We start from the raw sequence: 22,152 nt of genomic DNA, 5'->3' as shown, positions 1-22,152 counted from the left end.
CTTCCTACTGCTGGACCGGCGACTGAAAGCTAATTTCGACCTCTGCTCGACAATCGCACCTGAAACCACATGCTTGCCTGTCGCCGGTCGGGACCGCGGCGACCTGGACAGAACGGCGGAGGCGGTTTCGATGTCCCAGCAAACCTCTTCGGGCTGAGAGCGGGTCACCACCTGCCTCTGAATTTGAACTGGACCAGCGCAGAGCATCGCGGTGCCCCCTTTGCTTCGTTACGAGAAGTTGAACATCACATGTCGGATCGAGGTATAGTCCTCGAGGCTATAGATGGACTGGTCTTTGCCGTAACCGGAATGCCTCAGACCACCGTGCGGCATTTCGCTCAAAAGTGTGAAGTGCTGATTTACCCAGACCGTGCCGTAGCGCAGACGGGCGGCAACCTTGAGCGCTGTCGTGGTGTTCAACGACCACACGGAAGATGCCAGGCCGTAGTGACTCTCGTTCGCCCAATCGACCACCTCCTCGGCGGTTTCGAAGCGGGCCACCGCCACAACCGGGCCGAAGACTTCGCGACGGACGATTTCGTCTTGAACATTTGCGCCAACGACGAGAGTGGGCTCGTAGTAAAAGCCGTCTCCTAGGGCCGGCTTCCCGCCTGTCAGAACGTCAACGTGCGGCGAGCTGCGTGCGCGCTGAACGAAACTTTCGACGCGGTCCCGCTGGCGCTGGCTGATGAGCGGGCCGAGTTCAGTCTGTACGTCCTCAGGGGCGCCGCTGCGAATGCTCTTGATCGCTGTGTTGAGCTTCTCCACGACCTTCTCGTAGACGCCTGATTGGGCGTAGACGAGGCAAGCCGCGCAGCAATCTTGGCCCGCATTTTCGAACCCCGCCATGCGGACCGTTTCGACGACGGCGTCCAGATCGGCATCGTTGAAAACGATGACAGGCGCTTTCCCGCCAAGCTCAAGATGCGTGCGCTTCAGTGTCGTAACAGCGGATTGCAGAACCTTCTGTCCGGTCGTGACGTCGCCTGTTAAGGAGACCATCGCGACGCCGGGATGTGATACGAGCGTCGAGCCCACAGATTCTCCACGGCCGGTAACCACGTTGACAACACCTTTCGGCAAAAGGGTCGCCAGGAATTCGCAAAGACGAAGAAGCGTGAGAGGGGTTTGCTCGGACGGTTTTACAACGACAGTGTTGCCAACCGAAATGGGCGCGAAGACCTTCCAGGCGGCCATCATCAGCGGAAAGTTCCATGGCGCGACAGAGCCGACGACGCCGACCGGATCGCGGCGGATGATGGACGTATGATTTTCAACATATTCGCCAGCAGCGCTGCCGTTCAACACTCGGCAAGCACCCGCGAAGAAGCGAATTGCGTCAATGATCGCCGGCATTTCACCATTGAGCATGCCGAGATAGGGCTTGCCGCAATTCAGGGATTCGAGACGCGCATAAGCTTCAATATTCTGCTTGAGATGCTCGACAACTTCCAACAGAAGTTCGGAGCGCTGCCGCGGTGTCGTAAGAGACCAAGTCTTGAAGGCGGACTGCGCAGCGGCCACCGCGGCATTCACCTGTTCCCGGCTCGCCTCCTTGACGGAAACAAGTATCGAACCTGTCGCTGGATTCAAGATTTTCTCGTCGCCGCCAATACCGTCTACGAGCTCGCCGTTGATAAGCAGCTTCGTCGAAAACGCCGGAGTGGTAGTCATATCCATTAAGTGTCTCCCTGACCTATGGGCGCTCTGCGGACCGCACCTTGTTGTTGCGGTTCGATCTTCAGCAGTGTGTCGCGGAACTGAGCAAAGGGAAAATCCGAAATGCTTGGGATGACATATCGGTTTTATTGATATCTCTCTCGACTATCGCTTCGAGTGGTAATCACGGGCGACGGTTTTAAAAATCTCGGCTTGGTCAGTGTCCGGCGACCCTTGACGCCAGACCAGTCCGACGTCCAGCGTTACCGAGAGGCCCTCGACCGGACGGGCTTCAAGGCGATCACCCTCGAGAGTGTAGGGGCGAAAGGCCAGGTCAGGCATAATGGCGACGCCCGTATTGGTGCCCACAAGGCTTCGGACCGCTTCCACCGAAGTCGTTCTCAAGAAGACCTGGTCGATCAGTTCCTCGCCCTGTAGCCAACCGGAGATCGATTCCAGCAAGTCGTCATTGGCCAGCAGGATAAGCTTTTGATCGCGCAGATCGGATGATTTGACACGGCTTTTGTCGGCGAGGCCATTCTTCGGGGACACCCAGACTCTGAATCTCGATCGCATGAGCGGATCGACCGACAGGGCGAATTGTTCTTCGATGTTGGATATGACCATAAGTGCAAGTTGCAGCTCGCCACTAATGAGGAGATGTTCAATATATCGCCGGTGGTCCTCGACCACCTCTACCGATACTTCAGGGAACACGCGCCTGAATCGAGCCAAAATGTCAGAAAGGAAATAGCCAGCGACCAGATTAGTCACCCCCAGTCGCAGGGTTCCGGCGACGTTGTCGATTTTTGCGGTGAAAGCGTCTTCGGCATCTTTGACCGTAGAAATAATGAGTTTGGCGTGTCGCAGGAACCGGTGCCCCTCATATGTTAATGCGATCCCCCGAGCATGGCGGGAAAATAGCGCGCTTCCAACCTGCTCTTCGAGTTGTCGAATGCTCTCGGTAATCGCGGATTGCGAGATCCGCGCGGCCGTCGCCGCGCCAGATATGGTTCCTAGTTCGGCCGTCAGCACGAAGTACTGGACCTGTCTGAACGTAAAATACATACATGTTCCTCTTATCCGGGCTCATTCTGCGGACCCTTAACTCTGTGTGCCATTTGCGGCTGCAACAACGTATCGGCATAATCGATATCTCGGCAACGGCAAAACATGCTTCCCACGATGACGAACTCGATCTTAAATTCATCACCATCCACCCGTGACACTGGGTTACTGTTCCGGATTCCGGTTCATCAATTGAGCGAAGCTTGCGTGTAGCGTCAGATGAGGAGAGCGAAACAGCCAAGCGAAGAATGGTTTTTTTGATTTGAAGTCGCACCCGTGGAAGGTCGGTTGTCAGTGGAAGCCGGCGGCACAATGGGGTCGCGGCTTTCAAATCAAACAGCTTCTACGCTCTTGTTGGACAGGCCGGGCGCCGGTTCAACCTTAACGTTTCCAGCTTGGATGGCGGCATCACACCGTGAACAAGCTTGTCCGCAATGAACCGAAGCCAGGGCAACGGGGCCGCATGGGCTAAACGAAACGCCTAAAAGTATGGATGAAAATTATGGTGGACCTAAAAATTGCACTCATCCCCGGGGACGGAATAGGCGTCGAAGTGACTGCGGCAGCCTGGGAGATTTCGCTTGCCGCGGCGGCGGCCTGCGGCGTTAAGCTCTCGGCTACGACATTTCCCTGGTCCTGCGATCACTATGTTGAAACCGGATCTATGATGCCGGTGGACGGCATTGAAACGCTCCGGAAATATGACGCAATCTTGCTTGGCGCGATTGGATGGCCAGCTAGAGTCTCGGATGACGTTTCGCTACATGAATTGCTTCTTCGCATCCGAAAAGAATTCGACCTATATGCGAATGTCCGTCCGCACAAACTGCTTCCTGGAGTGAAAGGGCCTCTTCGTGCCGAGAATATCGATATCCTTTGCATCCGTGAAAATACGGAAGGAGAATATTCTGGTGCCGGTGGCAGGGTGCACCGCGGTACTGCAGAAGAGGTCGCGATCGAGACCAGTGTTTTCACGCGCAATGGGGTAGAGCGGATTCTTCGATACGGCTTTGAAATGGCGCGAAAGCGTAGGAAGCTGCTTGCCTCAGTGACAAAGTCTAACGCGCAACGCTACTCGATGGTTTTCTGGGACGACGTAACGAGGAAACTTTCTAAGGAGTATCCAGACGTCGAGGTGCGCAGCTATCACGTTGACGCAATTGCCGCTCGCATGATCATGTTTCCGGAAACATTGGATGTGATTGTTGCGTCCAATTTGTTCGGCGACATCTTGTCCGATATTGGCGCGGCAATCCAGGGAGGACTTGGATTTGCGGCATCTGCAAACATCGACCCGACGGGGCGATCGCCGTCCATGTTCGAGCCGGTCCATGGCTCAGCACCAGACATCGCAGGCAAGGACGCGGCAAATCCGATTGCCGCAACATGGTCGGCCGCGATGATGTTCGAGCACTTGGGGCAGACGGAACTCGCGACCACAATTTTTGACGCCATCGGTCGCGCTTGTTCCCGTGGAATTGGCGTTGGATCCCCGGGTTCCAGCTACGGCACTCGTCATACTACAAGTGAAATTCTTCTCGAAATCGCGCGCTAGCCGCACAGACACCTTCCATAAAGGACATAGGCCATGGCTCTCAAAGACAATACCCTGTTCAGACAGGCCGCCCCCGTAGCCGGGCAGTGGATCGAGGCTGGCGATGGTCCCTCGGAAGACGTGGTCAATCCGGCAGACGGACTTCTTCTCGGCCGCGTTCCGAAGCTGGGATCGGTCGACACACGCAAAGCTATCGAAGCTGCGCAATTGGCGATACCAGCATGGGCCGCCCGCACGGCGAAAGAACGCTCTGGTCTCCTCAGGCGCTGGTTCGAACTCATGATCGAGAACAAGGACGATCTCGCCGAAATTCTCACGCTTGAGCAGGGCAAACCCTTTAGCGAAGCCAAGGGAGAAATCCTGTATGGTGCCAGTTTCGTAGAGTGGTTCGCCGAGGAGACACGTCGCGTATATGGCGACATCATTCCGGGGCATCAGCCGGACAAGCGCATACTGGTGATGAAACAGCCGATCGGCGTTGTCGCGGCCATCACCCCATGGAATTTCCCGAACGCGATGATCACCCGAAAGGCCGGTCCCGCCTTGGGAGCAGGTTGCGGAGTTATCTTGAAGCCCGCGTCCCAAACGCCGTTCTCCGCGATTGCCCTCGCCATCCTCGCTCAGCGCGCTGGTATCCCCCCAGAACTTTTCAGCGTTGTTACCGGTCCAGCACGGGAAATTGGGGCAGAGCTCACCTCAAATCCCCTTGTTCGCAAAGTGACGTTCACCGGTTCGACGGACGTTGGCGCCGAACTGATGCGTCAAAGCGCCTCGACGATCAAAAAGATGGGGTTGGAGCTTGGTGGCAACGCACCCTTCATCGTGTTCGATGATGCTGACCTGGATGCCGCAGTCGAGGGCACGATCATCTCCAAATTCCGTAACAATGGTCAGACGTGCGTCTGCGCCAACCGTATTTATGTGCAGGACGGAGTATTCGAAGCCTACGCGGAACGGCTTTGTAAGGCAGTATCGAAGTTGCGGGTCGGTAACGGTATGGAGCCAGACGTAGCACTTGGCCCGCTGATCGATAGTGCTGCCGTTGAAAAGGTTGAGGAACATATTTCGGACGCCCAGTCGAAAGGCGCACGGATCATGCTGGGTGGCGCCCGACACGAGAGGGGCGGAAACTTCTTCCAACCGACCATACTTGCCGATGTAACCGCTGACATGATGCTCGCGAACGAGGAGACATTCGGGCCGGTTGCGCCGCTTTTCCGTTTCACAGGTGAAGACGATGTCATTCGTCAGGCAAATGATACGGAGTTTGGTTTAGCTTCCTATTTCTATACCAGTGAGCTTTCGCGTGTCTTTCGTGTAGCCGAAGCGCTTGAATATGGCATGGTCGGTGTCAATACAGGGCTTATCTCTACGGCAGAAGCGCCATTCGGCGGCGTGAAGTCCTCTGGCCTCGGCCGTGAGGGATCAAGATATGGCATAGAAGAGTTCCTGGAACTCAAATACATCTGTTTGTCGGTGTGATCATGTTGTTGTCGCGGCATCCGGCACGCGCCGCACGATTGGGCAGCTTAAGAGCCTGACTTGAAAAAGTTTCAACAAAATCCGTACCTTGCCAAGTGTCGTGTCAGGATTCGGACGGGGGCAATAGTGATTCAGGCCTCGGCTGATGCGACGGGCTTTTCCCAATCCTTGGCCGATCGCCGGTCCAAGCCAGGGTGCGCTCCACGACCCATCGACGCGGCAGGACCAGCCGTTGGCCTTGTCGGTCCGCTTGACGGTCTGGAGAGTGAACCCAGCAATCTTTTGCAGTGCGCCCCTCTGCTTCGGTCCGACAAAACCACCGTTGGCGAAGATATGTCTCAGCCACGGCCAGCGCTTGAGAATAGTTTTGAAGACGGCAGGCGCCCCGTCGCGATCCTGAATATCGGCACTCTAAACCATGAGGCCGACCATCAGTCCGAGCGTGTCGACGACGATATGGCGTTGCGTCCCTTGATCTTCTTACCCGCGTCATAGTCCAAAATTTCGCCGCTTTCCGTGGTTTTCACGCTTTGACTGTCGATCAAGCGTGCAGACGGGGAGGCTTCCCGGCCTTCCAATTTACGGGCCTCCATCACAAGATGATGGTTGAGCCGACCCCCGAACCCTTTCGCTTGCCATTCATAAAAATAGGACTGCACAGTTAAAAATCCCTGGGCATCATCCGCCACTGGCACCCCGTCGTGGCGATGTAAAGCAACGCATTCACGACCTCGCGAAGACCGGTGCTGCGCGGCGTGCCCAACCGCCTCCGTCCAGGTAGGTAAGGTGAGATTAATCCCCATTCCCGGTCTGTCAGATCGCTTGCATACCGCATTGCGCGTCGGGCATTTTGCCAACAGGTGAAGTCAGTTCAGCCAATTGTGGTCTCCGTTCGTCCGAAGCAAATAAACAGAATCGCAACTGGCGATTTCACTCAACTCTTTTTCGGTCAGGCTCTTGTACCGATCCAGTCGTATTGCAGCCGAATAATTTATTGAAAGGCTAAAGCCATGTGGACGTCTTTCCGCCGAAGCTAGGCATTCGAAGCAAGAGAAATGCTGCAAAGTTCTGGATACTAGCGACAGTTTACGAAGAAGCCCGTATGGTCGTTATTGCCCAGCGCAACTAACTGCTATTTGGCAAAGCACTGAAACACGATCGAAACGCAGTCAAGGAGCAACAGATAGATGTCAAGCGGTGTAGCAATAGTTACCGGTGCCAGTCGCGGTTTGGGACGCGGAATCGCCAGAGCACTTGGGGGTAGGGAGCTAGTGGTTTACATAACCGGCCGGAACCTAGAAGAGCTTGGTCACGCGGCCGAAGAAGTCAACTCCAATGGCGGTACCGGCATTGTTGTCCAATGTGACCATGTAGACGACACACAGGTCAAAGCCCTATTCGAGCGTGTAAGAAAGGACGCTGGCCGGCTGGATATTCTCGTGAACAATGCCGCTGCCGTGGACCTTAGGGCACTACCTGCACCCGGCGGGTTTTGGGAGAAGCCACTTAGCCTTGCGGACATGATTACGGTTGGTCTCCGGTCCAACTATGTGGCTTCCTATTTCGCAGCCCCTCTTATGATCGAGACTGGCAAAAGTCTGATGGCGCATGTTTCGTTTTATGGCGCCGTATCATACCACTATGGTCCGGCCTATGGCGCCGCAAAAGGGGGAACTGACAAAATGAGCTTCGACATGGCAATTGACTTGCGGCGACACGGGGTGGCGTCCGTGTCGATTTGGCCCGGGTTTGTATTGTCTGACAAGCTCAAGGCAATTCCGAAGGAAAACCTCCCCGCCAAGTTGGTCGCAGATCTTCCGAACTTTGAAACACCGGAATTTGCGGGCTTAGTTATCGAGCGACTCTGGCGAGAACCGAATCTTATGGAGCGATCTGGTCAAACCTATATCACTGCTCAGCTTGGAATGGAGTTTGGCATAAGAGATCTCGATGGTAAGCAACCCCGGCTGTACCCCGAGCTGGGAAGCCCGGTGGGTCGATTTGTTTTGCAGGGGGAACTCAGCTATCAGTAAGGTCTCCTTACCGAGATCACGTAGGGGAGACATCACGGAGTCTTGAAGTTCTACGAGATTAGTGAAGTCGCGTCGTTGTCCAACTACCAGTTCCACCCCTCGATCTGATGATTATGGGGTAGTTTGACGGGGCGAAATCCTACGATAACAATCTGAGGCGCGGACCAATAGCGTAACGCCATCAATAAGAAAAGACACCCGTGATATCATGCACTCGATTAGAAAGAAAACTTCTGGCTGTATAGACTCTACAATCACTCGCTGGCTGTTTAGAACCCGAACCGAGCAGAAGATTTTGCTCTCAGGGGAGTATACGATGCAAACCAACGATGAGCGCAAGGACGTCAAACCCGTTACGACAGTCTCGGTGAAGCGCTTAGCGAAGGGCGCGAAGCCAAGTCTGACGCGACCGGAATGCAGCGACACAACCGCAGTGTGAATATGCGGGAGGGACCGGAAACGGCCCTTCTCTGTCTTTGTATTCGACAGGGTCGAGGCGGTCATGTTTGCTTTCGCAGAACCGGTGCGCCGCGAGATGCTTGCGCGAGTGGTTGGCCAAGTCTGCACCATCGATTTGCTGGTCGATGATCTCATCGGGGCGTTGTGACCGAGCCTACGAGCAGGTCTCGATCGCAAGCGGCTGGCAGCACCATATCCAAGTGCAGTTAGCCCCCTCCCGCGTCGTCGGCGCCGACGCGGGAGGGGGCGCGTCGGATGTTGATGGTGATGGAGTACGGGCGATAACGCGCGGGAGTCCCGTTGTCGCGACTGCGCATTCCGACGCCCGGCGTGCCCTGTGTCATCGATCTAAGAGATGCAGATCCTAACATACTCAAGGACCCAACCCACGAAATTTTGAGAGCGGCGTGAACTCTGTTGCATTGCAGCAAAATAGCGCATCGTCCATATTTAAATCGTTCAAATGAGAGATCTTCATCATGATTCATCGTTTACGGGATGACCGAGGCGTCTATGGTTCTGTTAGCCGAGTGTTGCACTGGGCGATGGCTTTGCTATTTGCTTGGCAGTTTACTGGAGCAGTGCTTCACTTACTCGCAGAGCATACCCTTGCGGCCGAGTTTCTCTGGTCTTCCCACCGTGATATCGGCTTTTTACTCTTCGTGATGGTCGTCGTGCGCGGTGCGTGGGGCTTGGCTAACCTATCGTCTCGGCTCCAACAGTCCGGAGTACTGGGTTGGGCAGCGAGGTTTGGACACATCATCCTATACATCATGATGATAGCCGTGCCAGGTTTGGCATTGATCCGTCAAATCGGCTCGGGGCGAGCCTTCGCCCCCTTTGGTTTGGATCTTTTCGAGGGAGGTGGTGATCGAGTTCGTTGGATGACCGAGATTGGTGGCCTTCTCCATTCGCCATTGGCTTGGCTGTTGCTTGTGCTCGTCGCGGGACATGTAGCCATGGTCGTTATCCACCAGCTGGTTTGGAAAGACGGAACGCTTGATCGAATGGCCGGCAGCCGACACGAAGAAGATCGCGGGCAACGCGCGCCCGTAGAGAACTAATTGCTATATAATTTTTCATTTACGCCCGAATAACTTCACAAGGTGCGAAGTTGCAGGCCGCGCGAAAGACCTCGACGCTGTAAGAAACGCGATTGTGTTACCATGGTCAAAATGGGCAGGCAGATCACACGACTGAGGCTCATCGAACGTTAGATGTACGGGAGAGCACAAACTCCGATCTGCTGCAGGCACGATTGACTGGAGGAGCATCGTGGGTGTTGTCCGTCAGCGAAAGCCCGCCAGAGCCATGAGACGATGTAAGAGACGCTGACCAATCTTCACGCAGATCTTGAGCTCAAGGAATCCGTACGTGCCAAGGTCGAGCGATTTCAACCTAACACAGGCTTCTGGAATGCCTGAATGCTCTTTGAGCGTCAGAACTATATTGGCTGGGAACGTGCTTTGTACGGTTGCGATCAGAAGAGGCATTTGGCATGTTCACCGGTCAGCATAACTCGCCGATCTTCCCGTTTCCCGCCTGCAAGAACTACTGCCGTGGCAATGAAGGTCGACGGCTATTGCGGCGGTCGCGTAAACAACTCCCGGAACAATACCTGCGAACGCTATAAGGCTTCATCGGTCAGGTTCACTGAGTTCGACTTGTTGACTGGGGCACCGATCAAGCCCTTCTTGTACAGCCGATCCGTCGTTGCCCAGTCGAAACCCTTTCAGGCACAACGCCCGCTATGCCGCGTCAACCACAACAGCGCCAAAACTGCATTGCCATCTTGTCCTCATCGATGTTCACGAACCAACATTATAACGCGGGGACGCAAAATCCCACGGCGCTGCTCGGATGGATACCGATCAAGCAATGTGTGCATAGATTGAGCCATCTCTACCCTCTAAGTCAATGGTGGTCGCAGAGGTAAAGCTGCAACCCGGGGGGATGCTACCGGCTGCCTGAAGACACGCATCAGAGACCAAAAGACTTCCTCGTAACTCCCGCGTCGCCCGTTCGAGACGGCTCGCCACGTTGACGACGTCACCGATGACGGTGAATTCCCTTCGTTCGCTTGTGCCAACGTTGCCAACGATCACCTCACCGAAGTGCAACCCGATGGAAACGCGGACAAGTTCAGCGCCACGGGCCGCGCGCTTTGCGTTCCAGGCCGAGTATATATTTAGCAGATCGAAAGCACATGCAAGTGCGCGTCCCGCTGCATCTGGCTGTTGTTCGACGCCGCCGAAGGTCGCCATAATCCCGTCGCCTAGGAACTTGTCGAGGGTACCGCCGCAATTGAAGATTACGGAGCATCCGCGTTCCTGGAAGCTGCTCAGGAGCGCCAGAGCCCGTTCCGGAGACTGGTTTTCCGCCATTCGCGTGAAGCCGACAATATCAACAAACATGACTGCGACGTTGCGTTTGGAGGGAGCACCAAAGTCCGATACGTCATCCCGCATCGCATCGGCCACGTCAGGAGAAACATAAAGAGCAAGCGATTCCCGCATGGCGTTGTCGTTGATCTGGACGATCAGTGTATTGCGGCTTCTCAGAACGGCAATCGCAAGAATCAGAGTGAATAGCACCGTCGTGACCACCTGTACCCACACCTGGGTAAGGCCGACAAAGTTGGGGTTGAGGAACCTTTCCAATGCCTGCATTCCTGAGATTCCGTCTGCATCGCCGGACCGTACCGTGTCCGGGCGATTATAAATGCTACTGATCCCGGCTGACCAGATCGCAACAATGACCCCTCCTGTCCACAGGACGAGGATAGGCGAATAGGTCAAAGCCGACTCGGCGAGCAACAGAAGCACGTAGAGATATTCCGGGCCGCGCGTCCGCGTCTGTACCGGCCAGTCGGATGCAAAGTCACCAAGCGGCGGAAGAAGTATCGCCGAGGTGATCAGGGCAACGTCGAGAATAGTACAGGCGATCTTGATTGGCCAAGCGGCGCGATGACGTCGTGTTGCATACGGAATGTAACTGAGCGCCAGAAATACAAGGCTCACGGTGAGATAGTACAAATTTCGCGGCCAGACGGTGCTGACGAGCAGCCATACAGCAATGACGGCAACAGCACACAATCGGACACGAAACGCTACCACCAGACCTGCGATCTCTGCATCGTAAAGGCGAGAATGTTTGTTGGAGGACGATCCATTCAGCAGAGCCACGGAAAACCGACGCTTGAACCAATCGAGCATTGAAATCACTCTCTGCCTAAGCAAACCTGGCCACGTTAAATGCCCTAAATCCCCGGCCCGGCATAATTCAAACACCGAGCGATGGCTTCTACTCCGCAGCGGGAGGATAACTGATAGGCTGCGGGCTGTAGTGAGACAGGCTTTGTCGATTGAGAGCGGTATAGACCATCGGCACGACGAATAGAGTAAGAAGTGTGCCGACAGACATGCCGCCGACGATCACCCAACCGATCTGCTGCCGACTTTCTGCGCCAGCGCCCGTGGCAAGAGCGAGAGGCATCGCGCCAAGCACCATGGCGCCTGTCGTCATTAGTATCGGCCTCAGTCGCTGCGAGGCAGCATCGATGACGGACGACTGTACGTCACGACCCGCGTCCTGCTGCTGGTTGGCAAATTCGACGATCAGGATCCCGTGCTTTGTGATGAGACCGACCAGCGTAACGAGACCGATCTGCGAGTAGACGTTCAGTGAACCGCCAGTGATATAGAGTGCCGCCAGCGCGCCTGTCATCGAGAGCGGCACGGAGATCATGATGATCAATGGATCTCGGAAGCTTTCGAATTGTGCTGCAAGCACGAGATAGATGAAGCCGAGCGCTAGAACGAACACCACTGCCAAGCTCTGCCCCGACGTCCGGAATTCGCGGCTAGGGCCCGAAACATCTGTCATCACGTTCTCCGGCAAAATCTCGCGTTTAAGCATCTCCATGTATGCCAGAACCTCGCCGGTCGAATAACCCGCAGCGAGGTTCGCCGAGACTGTCACCGACCGCATCTGGTTGAAACGCTTTAGCTCCTGCGGTGCGACAGTTTCGGTCACCCTGACAAGATTGGACAGTTGGACCATGTCACCACTGATGGAGCGTAGGAAGACTGATTGTAGAGTTGCTGGCGATTGGCGGTCGGCGGCGGCGAGTTGCACGAAGACATCGTATTGCTCGCCGTTCATCTCGAAGCGGGTCACTTGGCGACTGCCCAGTAGAGTCTCGAGCGTCCGGCCGATGACAGCAATATCGATTCCGAGGTCGGACGCCTTTGCGCGATCGATCTCGATGCTCATCTCCGGTTTGTTAAGCTTCAGGTCGGTATCGACATTGGTCACCGCCGGGTAGTCCGACAACCGGTCGAGAAATCGCTTTGTAAGTTGGTCGAGTTCGACGTAGCTCGCAGAACTCTGGAGCACAAACTCGATCGGGCGCGCATTGTTGGAAGTGCCAAGTGATGGTGGGTTGTTGGCAAAGGCGTTGACGCCAGCGATCTTACGCAGCTTCGGCATGAGCTCGGCAACAAGCTCCTGCTGCGAGCGGCCTCGCTCGTCCCAGTCCTTCAGCCGACCCATAATGATAAAGCGATTAACTTCCGGCATACCGTTGATCGCTTGAATGCTGCCGACCTCCGAATAAGGTTTTAGTATGTCCTCCACCTGACGGGAATAACGCTCGGTATAGGCCAGCGTGGCGCCCTCCGGGGCTGTGCCTAGCACGCGGATGACCCCGCGATCCTCAACAGGCGCAAGTTCCTGCGGCAGCTCGAGGTAGAAGAACACACTTCCCGCGGCGACTATTACAGCAACGCAAGCTATAATCGGCCGAATTCTCAAGGAGGCGGTTAATAGCCGTCTATAGCCGGATTCCATACCCATCAGCCGTCGCTCGATGAAGGCGGAGATGCGTCCTTGTTTTTCCTGATGTTTCAGAAGCTTCGAACACATCATAGGCGTCAACGTTAAAGCCACAAGCCCCGAGATTATCACGGCACCGGCAAGGGTCAGCGAGAATTCGAGGAAAAGCTTGCCGGTTCGCCCTGCGGCGAAAGCCACTGGCGCATAGACGGCCGCCAGCGTCAGCGTCATCGCAATGACTGCGAAGCCGATCTCGCGTGTACCCTTGATCGCTGCCTCAAAGGGCTTCATGCCGTTCTCGATGTGCCGAAATATGTTTTCCAGCACCACAATCGCGTCATCGACCACTAGGCCGATCGCCAGCACCAAAGCGAGTAGCGTCAACGTGTTCACCGAAAAGCCGAGCATGTACATTATGGCGCAGGTGGTCAAAAGTGAGATAGGAATGGTGACGATCGGGATGATCGAGGCGCGCGCAGAGCGCAAGAAGATCACGATGACAATCAGCACAAGAACGATAGCCTCGATGATTGTCGTGTAGACTGCACCAATCGCCTGCTCAATGAAGATCGAGTTATCGTTGCCGATTGCACCAATCATACCATCGGGAAGGTCGGCATTTATGTCGGGAAGGAGCGCGTGCACGCCCTTCGAAACGTCCAGCGGATTGGCGACAGCCTGCTTGATGATGCCGACTACGATGGCACTCTCGCCATTGAAACGGCTTGCCCTGCGCTCGTCCACCGCGCCCAGTTCCACACGTGCGACTTCGCCAAGACGCACCAAGGCACCATTTGCCCTCTTGACAATGAGCTTCTCGAACTCATCCACTGAATTGATCGAGGTTTTCGACAGAACAGTGAACTCTCGGTCGCTGCTTTCGATCCGTCCCGCTGGAATTTCGACGTTCTGGCTTTCGAGCGAATCCTCAACGTCCTGCACGGTGAGGCCGAGGGATGCGAGACGTTCGCGCTCGATCCAGATTCGCATCGCGTAACGTCGTTCGCCGAGAATCTGGACGTCGGCCACGCCGGTAACGTTCTTGAAACGGTCAACGATATTACGGTCGACGTAGTCCGTCAATGCAAGTGCGGAGACGCGTTCGCTGCGAAAGACAACGAAGACGACGGGCTGGGCGTCGGCCTCCACCTTAGAGATCACCGGTTCGGAAATTTCACCGGGCAAGCGCTGCCGCACGCGGCTCACGCGGTCGCGAACATCACTTGCCGCCACGTTCGGATCGACTTCCAGGCGGAAGCGGACGGTGATGCGACTGGACTCGGCGCGGCTGGTCGATTCTAGCACATCGATGCCTTCGATGCCTGCGATCGACCCCTCTAGCACTTGCGTGACCTGGCTCTCGATGATGCTCGCGGAAGCCCCGGGGTATTGCGTCACCACTGAGACCACGGGCTCGTCGATGCTCGGATATTCGCGTACGGTCAGCCGTTCATAGGAGACGATGCCGACCAGCAGCATCAAAAGGCTTAGCACGGTCGCAAACACCGGCCGTCGAATGCAGAGTTCGGAAAGTACCATGTCGCTTAGCTCCCTGCCTGGGTCTGTTCGCTGAAGACAACATTGACGCTTGCGCCGTTGCGTAGGCGGGCTTGCCCCGCGGTGACGACGACAGATCCTGGCGAAAGGCCATCGACTTGCGCCGCTCCCAACATACGTCTGCTGACGGTCACTTTGGTTTCGCGAACTTTTCCGTCGGTCACCGTCCAGACGAAGTGGTCTTGCCCGCGCGCCACGATCGCAGCCTCCGGCACTGTGACGGCCTGCCGCTCGTCCTGGCCCTTCAGCATGATCCGGGCGAATAGCCCGGGGCGCAGGACGAGATCGGGATTGATGAGCCGTGCCAGTATGCTGAGAGAACGGCCGTTGACATCCAGCATGGGATCGATGGCATAAACGGTTGCCTCGAACATCTTGTCGGGAATCGCGTCTACCGAAATCTCGATCGTCTGGCCAATGGCGACCTTCTGAAGGTTCGCCTCGGGAATCTTGAAGGCGACCTTAAGAACGTCGATTTTTTCGAGATTGACGAGTGTGGAGCCGACACCGACATAGCTACCAACAGAGACGTTGCGAAATCCAACTACTCCATCGAAGGGCGCCACGACATTAAGCTTCGAAAGCTGTACCCTCTGTGAGTTGAGGAGCGCGTTCGCCGTGTTACGCTCGGCACGCGCCATGTCTAAGTCTTGGGTCGTGCCAACTCCGGTCTTTGCTAGCCGCTCAGTCCGCGCGTAGTTCACAGTGGCAAGGTCGAGACGAACCTTGGCTTCCTCCTCGCTGGCCTTGGCCAGGGTATTGTCAAAACTCAAAAGGGGGTCACCCGCCCTGACGGCCTGTCCCTCCTTCATTTGAATCACGGCGACGCGGCCAGATACCTCCGGTGCAAGCTGCACGCTTTCATCGGATTGTAGCGTGCCAATGGCGCTGATGTCGGTGGTGACTGGCACCTCGGTTGTTGGCGAAACCTCAACAGACAAGGCTTGTTGCGCACTTGCTCTTGTAGGAGTCACGGCGGTTGCTGAAAAGACCGCCATACGGTCAATCAACTTCCAATGCGTGCTCGCAGCGCCGCCTGCCGCCGCAACCATGGCCACTAAAGCTCCGTTTACCCACTTCATTTACACCTCGATTTTGCGCTGTACCATGAAGCGACTATGGTGAGTCACTTGTGGAAGGGTGAATTAAATTTTCGTAAGCACTTCGATTGTCTGTTGGGGACCTCAGTCTTGTGGGCGTGTTGCAGTCCAGTTGACACCGCCTTCGCTGCTGACAGTCATGGATTCACCACTCACGGACCCCGTGTAGCGCACGCCGCCAGCGGAAAAGCTGATGCCGGTGCCGTCCATCTTCGCCTCTGAAATGGCGTGCAACGTTCCACTATTGGTAAGTGTCCCTGAGAGCATCTGATAGTTCTGCGTCAGCGAGAGCTGACCTTCGCCGTGACTCCAGTCGCCAGCCACTTTCGCTGGGACCACCCATTTGAAAGCCCGGCAATAATTCTCGCATTTCTTTACGGCCTCGACCCGGTCATCCGGTTGCCAGTCACCCATATTGAAGCTCTTTGAAACGACTCGCGTCCCGGGCTTCATGTCCAGCAGAGCGGGGCGCAGACGAACATTCAGCTCGGGCAAAAGGAAAAGTGTAATCACCGACGCATCCGAGAAATCGGACTGAAAGATATCCTCTTCCGCAAACGTTGCGCGATTCGCAACGCCAGCTTCCTGAGCGTTACGCCGGGAAAGCGCGACCATGTCGGGATTGTACTCAATGCCATGAGCGCTAGCGCCTAGTTTGGCAACACTGACGACCGTGCGCCCGTCTCCGGACCCCAAATCAATGACATAATCGTTCTCCGTAATACCTGCCATTTCAAGCATACGATCAACCAAGGCCTGAGGGGTTGGTACCCAAATGACATCTTTTCCCTGTTGACCCACTTCAGGTGTATAGGTTGCACTTGAGGTTTGGGGGGCAGCTGTCTGTGTCAAGGCGTTTCCAAGTGGAATCATGGCGAACGTGCAAGCAAGAGCGATATTACGTAGCATCAACATGGCGGATCTCCTTGTCCGTCGGATTGGGGAGGGAACGTTGTAACCGAAGTGGTTGCGGCGAGGGGGCACTGCCGCGATCTCGCCTTTGACATAAAAGAAGCGGCGCTCCAGCTGCCAGCACGGCGAGGCCAATGAGGGACGCGATACCTGTGTATGCCAGGCTACCGTGAAGCATGTAGGCGCAGATGAGGCAGAAGATGATTGGCGTCAAAGGATATAGGGGCACAGAAAACGGCCGTTGGCGATCTGGCTCTCGCCAACGCAATACAAAAAGAGAGACCCCGATCAGTATTAGGAAAGCCCAAAAGACCGGCGCTGTGTAATCTACCATTGCCTGGAAGCCATCGCGGGTTCCGGCCCCTATACCGACGAGGGCAAGCGCGACACAAGCCTGCATGATCAGCCCGTTTGCGGGTGTCTCGCCTCTCTGGTTCCATTCGCCGACCCTTGGAAGCAGCGTGAGATCGCGGGCCATGGCGTAATACACCCGCCCACCAGTGAAGATCGTCGCATTCAAGGTCGAGACAGCTGCCACGATGACTGCAAGGGTGACGACCAAACCACCCGATGGCCCTACGGCTGTGCGCATCATATCGCTTGCCACTGCCTCCGAGGTGCGCAATCCCTCCAGACCCAGCACTGCAAGCATAGCGATACTAGCGGCTACGTAGAGTGATGTCAGAACGATGGTACCTAGGACCGCGTCAAATGCAGTTAGAGAGCCTTTGGGTTTGGATCGTTCATTGTGATGCGAGTTGGGCAAGTAAGCTCTCTCCGGCATATTGCGGATACTGTCGTTTCGGTGCCTATCGAGACGAGCGCTTTGGACATCGCTCTTCACGAGGGCAATTCAAGGGAAGGATATTGAACATGTGTCGCACAGTTGTGCCGTCGTCATGTATTTATGTATCAATTTGTATTGTGAACTCGGGACTATCTGCCACCTCAATTCTCTTACGTTTTACTGAGCCCTTAACGTTCAGTAACACCTCAAATACCGAACAGGACTTCTATCTTCGGATTGTGATTGGTCACGATGGGCACTTCGCCGGGACACTTTTTAAGTGCTCCTATCCGGGTATCTGTAGGCCATTCTACATTTTCTCCGATCTCGACGTTGATCGGACAATATTTTCTCTCATCTGAGGGGCAAAATCCTACGCCAAGCTCAATTTTCAAACCTGCCTGTGTTGGGGGGTGCGGATAAAAAGTTGGACTAATTTATACTGTTAGGCCAAGGCTTTCCCGATATTCGAGCGGACTTCGTGAGCCCAGTGATAATTTGATGCGTTTTTCATTGTACCATCGGATGTACGCATCGACCTCCCGGACAAACTGCTCAATTGTGATGGTCTTCCAGTCTCGAGGGTAGAAGAGTTCCGTTTTCAATCGGCCGAAGAAGCCTTCGCACGCTGCATTATCCTGTGAACAGCCCTTGCGGGACATTGAACGAACCAGCTTCGCATCGCTGATCCGACTGAGCCAGCCGGGCCAGCGATAATGCGCTCCACGATCCGAATGGATGATTGTCCCGCCTTCGGCATCGGTAACTGTCTTGATAGCGGCGTCCAGCATCGTGTTGACTAACCCCGCATCAGGTTGCGTTCCAATCGACCAACTGATCACCATCCCGTCGAAGCAATCTATGATAGGCGAGAGATACACTTTACCGGCTGGGATCTGGAATTCGGTGATGTCCGTGAGCCATTTCTCGTTCGGTATTTTCGCATGGAAGTCGCGATTGATCAGGTTCTCAGGCGCAGGACTGATTTCTCCCAAGTACGAGCCGAAACGCCGTCGCCGTGGTCTGGCGGCGACCAGGCGCTCCTGTTTCATCAATCGCTGCACAACCTTTTCCGAGATTGTCACACTCTGCCTGGCCAGAGACGCCTGCAGTCTACGATAGCCGTAGCAGCGATGGTTGCTTTCGAAGATTTCCGTCAGGTTGCGACGGATGGTGGCATACTTGTCTTCCAAGTTCGCTCGGGCGCGGTGGTAGAAGTAGGAGCTTCGCGCAATTCTCAACTGCACAAGCAGTTCCGGCAATCGATAGATATCTTTGAGGGCGTCAACCAGCTGTGTCTTCTCCCGATTACTCAGGAGCAGCAGATCGACGCCCAGGCCTTTTTTTAGGAGTTCATTGGCCTTCTTCAGCAGATCATGCTCGAGTTGCAATTGGCGGACATCGCGTTGGAGGGCCTCAAGCTGTCGCTCGAGTTCCTCGCGCTCAGGTGCCAGCGCAGAGGTTTTGCGGCGTTTCATCGATGAGGCAACCTCATGACCGAGTAACTCATTCCTCCAACTGTACAATGTTGGCCGGCATACGCCCAGCCGGTCGGCGACTTCCTGCGCACTCTCTTCTCCATTGCAAAGACCAAGGACCGCGACTTGCTTCAAGGCCTCGGGATAGGCCGGACGCCAGGATCGACCGGCCATCGAAGTCCTCGCCTCCGGAAATGCCTCTCGAACCCAGGCCGTCAGTGTCCCCCGACCTGGATAGCCCAACGCTCTCATCGTTGAAGAGATACAGCGATCGTGGGTGCGGTAGTGCTCAAGCGCAGCCTGCTTTTGGGCCTCGGAAAACTTCGGCGCGCGAGCCACACAACGAACGCGCAGGTCACGGTACTGCTCGTATTCGCGGTACCAGTTCCTCAGCGCATTCTTGGTCGGATAACCTAATTGGCGGATCGTCGCCTTAACCCGCTTGCCCAGCTTGATATAAAGCTCAACCGCGCGAATTCTGTCTGCATGGGAATACATGAACTACCTCCTGGTGGTCCAAGTTTTCGTCCGCATCCCCTTGATTGCCGCTGAGAACTGACCCGGGGGGTTGGTTTTCATGCAGAACTGGGCCGGATATGGAGTGATGAGGTGGATGACCAACTTCATCTGGACGCCAGTCCGTTATCGCAATGTGATCGGCATCCTTAAGAACCCTTTCTACGCCAGCGTCTACGTCTATGGAAAGTGCGAGACGCCCACTGACATCGTTGATGGACGAGCCACGCCACAGTTACGGGCACGGCAAGCCGCCGGGCATCTGGGAGGTGATGGTCAGGGATCACCACGAGGGCTACATCAGCTGGGACGAGTACGAACCCAACCAACAGCAACTGGCGCTCAATAACTATCGCCGCTCGGGCGGGACTAAATCGGGTCACGGGGCAAAGCGCTATTATCGGGGCTCCGAAGCTGCGGAAGGTGTGGGCGGCGACTGAGTGTTGCCTATAGGGGCAATCCACAAAGTCCAGTCTATCGCTGCTACAAGCAGAATCTGATGATGGGCGCCCGGTGCATGACCTTCGGCGAGACGCCATAGACGCGACGCGAACGGCTTGGGCTGTCGACAAGCCACCACCGACAAAGCCATTTCCTCTCGACGCAAAGGTGTCAGTCGGGCATTCTTGTGGATGTTCATTCGGACCGATCCTGGAAAACTGTTGTGTGGTAACTCCAGTCTCCTAAATCCGCTCCGAATGGACAACCTACTGAAATCTCACATCTAGCCCGGCTTGGAAAGCCTGAATCCGTGGTTCGTGTCGGAGTCAGGTCACCACGGAGTTCAACGCCAAGGCCATTCCAACAACCACGACCAGGAGCAAGATGTCGGCGAACAATGCCTGAGCAATGCCGTGACTCGTGGACTGCAAACGGCTCAGGTAGTCTTCTCGGAAATTTTCCATAACTGTTTCCTCTCGAAATACACAACCCGCCGACGAAGCGATGGCGGTTTGCGCTGCTGCTCCATTTCGACTGAGGAAAGTTACCGTGAGGGTGTCGCGAAAATTTCGCAGCGCAGATCCAAATTGTAACCAAGTGTAACAGATTGAGTTGGTGCGGAGTAAATCGCTGTCAATTCTGCGATTCACGTCCGCTTACTCCCGCCGCAATACGTCAGGCCATATGCGACACGAGCGAAGAACGACTGAACTGATGGGGTTGTCTAATCGCAGCCGGGGCGTCAAGATTGAATTTCTCTGAAGATCGCTGCCGGGTCGATCGATCCAATCTGAGAGAGCAAGAGCAAGCTTAAGCCTTTGAAGATTGGTGAGGTGCAAATGGTGTGATGCGAACGGTCGAACCGGGATATGGAAACCCGCCATTGGGGTGATGTGCTCAATAGCTCGTGGGAGTGGTATGGGACCAGATCTGCGGAATTCATCAGGGCCAGCGGCATTTAACGGCCGCGTTCAAAGGCCGTATACATGCCTGCACCCAACCAAGTCGTTGCCGCACCAAAAGGCCTTGCCGAGCGGAGGCCGTCCATACATGCTCCCCGTTTCACCGGACAAGTCGGCTAGATTGATTTAGCCCTGATGAACTGCCGCGGGGAAGCCATCTTGAGCGCTGAATGTGGATGGATTTCGTTGTAGTCCTCGATCCATCCGTCGATGAGCCGAAGCACCGTTTCGGCGTCCGGTAGTGCAGAGATTCTGGTGTAATCCCGCTTCAGGGTTTTGACGAAGGCTTCTGACATGCCGTTGGACTGCGGACTGGCCACCGGCGTGAAGCAGGGGTCAGATTGAGGGCCTGGGCAAACAGCCTCGTATCCCTCGCGGTGTAAGCCGAACCATTGTCCGGCAGATGCTCGATTGCATGCGGGGCTCGGGTTCCGTTGAAGCGTTTTTTCGACCGCCTCCAGCATCATATCGCGCACGTCCGAGCCGGAGATGCCCGCATTGGCAACTGCCATCCAGGCAATGATCTCGCGGGCAAAAGCGTCGATGATGAAGGCTAGACAAATAACCTCACCATTCCAGCAAGTGAAATCCACACCGTCGGAACACCAGCGCAGGTTTGAGCGCATGACCATGACCTTGCCGTCATGGATGCGGCCCTCGCGAACAGCCGTATGCTTCTCCAGCAACATTGCGTGGTTGTCCATGATGCGCTGAACCCGCTTGGCGTTGACGACAGGCTTATCGGCGGCTCGCCTTTCGCGATTGAGGAGCGCGGCGACCGCCGATAGCCATAGGTCGGCCTTTGATCCACCAGCCTGAGGATGATCGGCAGAAGCTCTGCATCCTCGACTTTGTTATAACGTCCGCGTGGCGTTGATCTGCCTCTCAGCCGCTCGACGAGTTTGGAACGGGAGACGCCCAGCGTGTTTGCGACAGTCTTCATCGGGAACCGTCCTTCGGCAACAAGATCGGCCGCGATAGCCGTTTTTTGAGTCCGCTTTGGAAAGGGCTTCGCGGAGGATTTCGACCCCCATCGTCTTGCGAGCGAGCATGCGCTCCAGCTCGCGGACGCGATCTTCCAGCTTCTTCACTTCCGAATTGCTAACAACTGGCTCGTCAGAATCCACGGCTGAAGCACCTCCCTCGCTCAAGAGCTGTCTCAAGTCTGTGCTTGAGCCTTTCTGCTTATGCCGACTGTCAGGTCGAATTGGGGTGCAGTTCAATCCTAACTGTCAGTACCGGAGCAATACTCCCCAATAGTGCCGTTTGAATCTTCCCCAGGTGCTGCGTCCGCCGGTCTTTCGGGG

13 protein-coding genes and 5 pseudogenes are annotated in these 22,152 nt (G+C 55.6%); 5 read left to right on the top strand and 13 right to left on the bottom strand.

What is annotated here, in order from left to right; genetic code table 11:
* Positions 1 to 228: 228 nt before the first annotated feature.
* Together V6S97_RS27390 and V6S97_RS27385 are read right to left on the bottom strand one after the other, a co-directional pair.
* Entirely contained in the window at positions 229 to 1,680 is a 1,452-nt protein-coding gene (locus tag V6S97_RS27390; RefSeq protein WP_334428218.1) for a gamma-aminobutyraldehyde dehydrogenase, read from the bottom strand.
* 144 nt (positions 1,681 to 1,824) lie between these two features.
* Positions 1,825 to 2,727: a LysR family transcriptional regulator gene (locus V6S97_RS27385; RefSeq protein WP_334428217.1), complete on the bottom strand. Its 903-nt coding sequence runs from the start codon at positions 2,725 to 2,727 to the stop codon at positions 1,825 to 1,827.
* 502 nt (positions 2,728 to 3,229) lie between these two features.
* Here V6S97_RS27385 and V6S97_RS27380 point away from each other — a divergent pair.
* Together V6S97_RS27380 and gabD are read left to right on the top strand one after the other, a co-directional pair.
* On the top strand, positions 3,230 to 4,282 hold the full coding sequence (locus V6S97_RS27380; RefSeq protein ID WP_334428215.1) for a tartrate dehydrogenase: 1,053 nt from the start codon (positions 3,230 to 3,232) through the stop codon (positions 4,280 to 4,282).
* A gap of 33 nt (positions 4,283 to 4,315) precedes the next feature.
* On the top strand, positions 4,316 to 5,764 hold the full coding sequence (gene gabD / locus V6S97_RS27375) for an NADP-dependent succinate-semialdehyde dehydrogenase (protein WP_334428214.1): 1,449 nt from the start codon (positions 4,316 to 4,318) through the stop codon (positions 5,762 to 5,764).
* Positions 5,765 to 5,895: 131 nt separating this feature from the next.
* Here the strand turns inward: gabD and V6S97_RS27370 are convergent.
* Positions 5,896 to 6,599, bottom strand: a pseudogene (locus tag V6S97_RS27370) (IS5 family transposase).
* 352 nt (positions 6,600 to 6,951) lie between these two features.
* On the opposite strand from V6S97_RS27370, the gene V6S97_RS27365 reads away from it, so the two are divergent.
* A complete protein-coding gene (locus tag V6S97_RS27365; protein WP_334428213.1) occupies positions 6,952 to 7,797 on the top strand; it encodes an SDR family NAD(P)-dependent oxidoreductase in 846 nt (281 codons plus the stop codon).
* Positions 7,798 to 8,735: 938 nt separating this feature from the next.
* Positions 8,736 to 9,320, top strand: coding sequence for a cytochrome b (locus tag V6S97_RS27360; protein ID WP_334428212.1), 585 nt, complete (start codon positions 8,736 to 8,738; stop codon positions 9,318 to 9,320).
* Positions 9,321 to 9,883: 563 nt separating this feature from the next.
* Here V6S97_RS27360 and V6S97_RS27355 read toward each other — a convergent pair.
* The 7 genes and pseudogenes from V6S97_RS27355 to V6S97_RS27325 form a co-directional block, all read right to left on the bottom strand.
* A pseudogene (locus V6S97_RS27355) lies at positions 9,884 to 10,068 on the bottom strand (DUF6429 family protein).
* Between the two features lie 59 nt (positions 10,069 to 10,127).
* Positions 10,128 to 11,471, bottom strand: a complete 1,344-nt coding sequence (locus tag V6S97_RS27350; protein ID WP_334428211.1) for an adenylate/guanylate cyclase domain-containing protein — start codon at positions 11,469 to 11,471, stop codon at positions 10,128 to 10,130.
* 88 nt (positions 11,472 to 11,559) lie between these two features.
* Complete coding sequence (locus V6S97_RS27345) at positions 11,560 to 14,631, bottom strand: efflux RND transporter permease subunit (RefSeq protein ID WP_334428210.1); 3,072 nt, start codon at positions 14,629 to 14,631, stop codon at positions 11,560 to 11,562.
* A gap of 5 nt (positions 14,632 to 14,636) precedes the next feature.
* On the bottom strand, positions 14,637 to 15,731 hold the full coding sequence (locus V6S97_RS27340) for an efflux RND transporter periplasmic adaptor subunit (protein WP_334428209.1): 1,095 nt from the start codon (positions 15,729 to 15,731) through the stop codon (positions 14,637 to 14,639).
* 102 nt (positions 15,732 to 15,833) lie between these two features.
* Positions 15,834 to 16,664, bottom strand: coding sequence for a class I SAM-dependent methyltransferase (locus V6S97_RS27335; RefSeq protein ID WP_334428208.1), 831 nt, complete (start codon positions 16,662 to 16,664; stop codon positions 15,834 to 15,836).
* The gene (locus V6S97_RS27330; RefSeq protein ID WP_334428235.1) at positions 16,648 to 17,445 is read right to left on the bottom strand and encodes an APC family permease; all 798 of its coding nucleotides are present in this window, start codon (positions 17,443 to 17,445) and stop codon (positions 16,648 to 16,650) included. The genes V6S97_RS27335 and V6S97_RS27330 overlap by 17 nt, the downstream gene beginning before the upstream one ends.
* 440 nt (positions 17,446 to 17,885) lie before the next feature.
* The gene (locus V6S97_RS27325) at positions 17,886 to 19,424 is read right to left on the bottom strand and encodes an IS3 family transposase (RefSeq protein WP_334428207.1); all 1,539 of its coding nucleotides are present in this window, start codon (positions 19,422 to 19,424) and stop codon (positions 17,886 to 17,888) included.
* A 115-nt stretch (positions 19,425 to 19,539) separates the two neighbouring features.
* Here V6S97_RS27325 and V6S97_RS27320 point away from each other — a divergent pair.
* A pseudogene (locus tag V6S97_RS27320) lies at positions 19,540 to 19,971 on the top strand (recombinase family protein); the annotation flags it as partial.
* Here V6S97_RS27320 and V6S97_RS27315 read toward each other — a convergent pair.
* The 3 genes and pseudogenes from V6S97_RS27315 to V6S97_RS27305 all read right to left on the bottom strand — a co-directional run.
* Positions 19,953 to 20,082: pseudogene (locus V6S97_RS27315) on the bottom strand (IS481 family transposase); the annotation flags it as partial. The pseudogenes V6S97_RS27320 and V6S97_RS27315 sit on opposite strands and share 19 nt — an antisense overlap.
* Before the next feature lie 127 nt (positions 20,083 to 20,209).
* Positions 20,210 to 20,533, bottom strand: a complete 324-nt coding sequence (locus tag V6S97_RS27310; RefSeq protein ID WP_334428205.1) for a hypothetical protein — start codon at positions 20,531 to 20,533, stop codon at positions 20,210 to 20,212.
* A 428-nt stretch (positions 20,534 to 20,961) separates the two neighbouring features.
* Positions 20,962 to 22,005: pseudogene (locus V6S97_RS27305) on the bottom strand (IS3 family transposase); the annotation flags it as partial.
* Between the last annotated feature and the right edge of the window lie 147 nt (positions 22,006 to 22,152).

Source organism: Agrobacterium sp. CCNWLW155 (assembly GCF_036888815.1).
In the GTDB taxonomy this organism is placed as follows: domain Bacteria; phylum Pseudomonadota; class Alphaproteobacteria; order Rhizobiales; family Rhizobiaceae; genus Agrobacterium; species Agrobacterium radiobacter.
This window is presented reverse-complemented; position numbering and strand designations above follow the sequence as displayed.

Coding starts and splice junctions, on each gene's coding strand:
- V6S97_RS27380 (WP_334428215.1), top strand. CDS start 3,230: ATGGTGGACCTAAAAATTGCACTCATCCCCGGGGACGGAATAGGCGTC.
- V6S97_RS27350 (WP_334428211.1), bottom strand. CDS start 11,471: ATGCTCGATTGGTTCAAGCGTCGGTTTTCCGTGGCTCTGCTGAATGGA.
- V6S97_RS27390 (WP_334428218.1), bottom strand. CDS start 1,680: ATGGATATGACTACCACTCCGGCGTTTTCGACGAAGCTGCTTATCAAC.
- V6S97_RS27385 (WP_334428217.1), bottom strand. CDS start 2,727: ATGTATTTTACGTTCAGACAGGTCCAGTACTTCGTGCTGACGGCCGAA.
- V6S97_RS27360 (WP_334428212.1), top strand. CDS start 8,736: ATGATTCATCGTTTACGGGATGACCGAGGCGTCTATGGTTCTGTTAGC.
- V6S97_RS27365 (WP_334428213.1), top strand. CDS start 6,952: ATGTCAAGCGGTGTAGCAATAGTTACCGGTGCCAGTCGCGGTTTGGGA.
- V6S97_RS27335 (WP_334428208.1), bottom strand. CDS start 16,664: ATGTTGATGCTACGTAATATCGCTCTTGCTTGCACGTTCGCCATGATT.
- V6S97_RS27325 (WP_334428207.1), bottom strand. CDS start 19,424: ATGTATTCCCATGCAGACAGAATTCGCGCGGTTGAGCTTTATATCAAG.
- V6S97_RS27345 (WP_334428210.1), bottom strand. CDS start 14,631: ATGGTACTTTCCGAACTCTGCATTCGACGGCCGGTGTTTGCGACCGTG.
- gabD (WP_334428214.1), top strand. CDS start 4,316: ATGGCTCTCAAAGACAATACCCTGTTCAGACAGGCCGCCCCCGTAGCC.
- V6S97_RS27330 (WP_334428235.1), bottom strand. CDS start 17,445: ATGCCGGAGAGAGCTTACTTGCCCAACTCGCATCACAATGAACGATCC.
- V6S97_RS27340 (WP_334428209.1), bottom strand. CDS start 15,731: ATGAAGTGGGTAAACGGAGCTTTAGTGGCCATGGTTGCGGCGGCAGGC.